Annotated in this window: 3 protein-coding genes; all 3 read left to right on the plus strand. The window is 57.3% G+C overall.

Features of this window, described 5'->3' with window-relative positions:
* Positions 1-262, plus strand: a 262-nt coding sequence (locus tag ACP5E6_RS17210; RefSeq protein ID WP_427956254.1) for a ribbon-helix-helix domain-containing protein, incomplete at its 5' end; no start/stop codon positions are given.
* 168 nt (positions 263-430) lie between these two features.
* The gene (locus ACP5E6_RS17215) at positions 431-964 is read left to right on the plus strand and encodes a TIGR00645 family protein (protein ID WP_427956256.1); all 534 of its coding nucleotides are present in this window, start codon (positions 431-433) and stop codon (positions 962-964) included.
* Between the two features lie 382 nt (positions 965-1,346).
* Positions 1,347-1,654: VIT1/CCC1 transporter family protein (locus ACP5E6_RS17220; protein ID WP_427956259.1), on the plus strand; the 308-nt coding region annotated here is incomplete at its 3' end.

Genomic DNA, 1,654 nt, shown 5'->3' on the forward strand with positions numbered 1-1,654 from the left:
CAAGCTGATGCGTTCGACACAGCAATTGAGCATTACGCTGCCCAAGGACATGGCGCAGCTGATCCGCGCCAAGGTCGAGGCCGGTGAGTACGCGAGCGAGAGCGAGGTGATCCGCGACGGGCTGCGGACATTGCTGGCTCGGGATCGCGTGGTGGAATCCTGGTTGAGGGATCAGGTTGCTCCGGCCTACGACGCCCTGAAATCTGATCCGTCACGCGCGGTCTCGGCCGAGGATGTCCGAAGTGTCCAGACGCGAAAGTAACATTTACGAACGCCAGACATGAACGAGACCGGAGCATTTGTCCGCAAGATTGTCGGGGACTTTCCAACTCGTCCGGCAGATCCTCGGATTCCGGGCAAGCGTTCATAAACGATACTTTCGTGTTGGCTCCCCAACAGGTGTTTGATGCTTCCCGCCCGGAGTCAACCGATGCCCGAACATAATCCAATGACCGAGCCAAAACCCAATTTGCTCGTCCGAATCATCGAGGCCCTACTGTTCGGTGGTCGCTGGCTGTTGGCTCCGCTCTACCTCGCCATGCTGGTCCTGCTTGGCCTCCTCGTCGTCCGCTTCGTGCTCGAACTGATCCATGCCGTGCCTGAACTGCCGACGATGAGCGAAACCAAAGTCATCATGACAACGCTTTCGCTGATTGACCTGTCGCTTACCGCCAACCTTGTGGTCCTGGTCATCCTTACCGGCTACGAGAATTTCGTCGCCCGCATCGTCCTTGCCGCCGGTGACCGAAGACCCGACTGGATGGGCAACATCGATTTCGGCGGTCTGAAACTGAAACTCATGGGCTCAATCACCGCTATCGCAGCAGTCCATGTCCTGCGAGTCTTCCTCGAAGTTCGCGACGAACCGGACCGCGTGGTGATTTACCAGGGTGGCCTGATGCTTGCCTTCGTCATCACCGGCCTGCTCCTCGCCCTGACCGACCGCATCGCCGGGCACAGCTAGTTATCACGTTTGATCAGGTGGATTAGCGGACACGAAAGTAGCTTTTGGCCTGTGCGGCTGAACGGAACAGAAAACCGGCATAAGGAAGATTGTTGCTGAATGACAAGGCTTTGCGCAACTATACCTCCAACATAAATGTTTTTTTTGGAATATTATATTATGGCGGCCACTGACAACAGATATTGCAAAAATTGGTGCTTTCGCATGGGAGTTTTGCGAAGCCTGAGCCGTTGAAATGCCTTATCTGCCGGGAGTTTGCAGAAGTTAGGATTTTCGCACAACTGGGTATTTTGCACCGCCTTATGCCGGTTTTCTGTTCCGCCCAGCCGCACAGGCCTATGGCGACCATTGTTCGTGGGTTGAAACAATAACGGAGATCACCATGCGGCAAACTCATCGGGAAACTCACTTGATCGCGCGGATCGGCTGGCTGCGGGCAGCTGTCCTGGGAGCGAACGATGGCATCATATCGACATCGAGCCTGGTGCTGGGTGTGGCCTCCGCCGGCGGCAACGCGCACGGCGTATTGGTAGCGGGTGTTGCGGGGTTGGTCGCGGGTGCCATGTCGATGGCGGCGGGCGAGTATGTGTCGGTCAGTTCGCAATCCGATACGGAGCGGGCCGATCTGGCGCGCGAAGGCAGCGAGTTGGCCGGCAATCCCGGCGCTGAGACCGAAGAGCTTGCCCGGAT

This window comes from Acidiphilium sp. (assembly GCF_049977125.1).
Taxonomy (GTDB): Bacteria; Pseudomonadota; Alphaproteobacteria; order Acetobacterales; family Acetobacteraceae; genus Acidiphilium.

Excerpts from the sequence above, each read along its gene's own strand:
- ACP5E6_RS17215 (WP_427956256.1), top strand. The coding sequence starts at position 431 with ATGCCCGAACATAATCCAATGACCGAGCCAAAACCCAATTTGCTCGTC.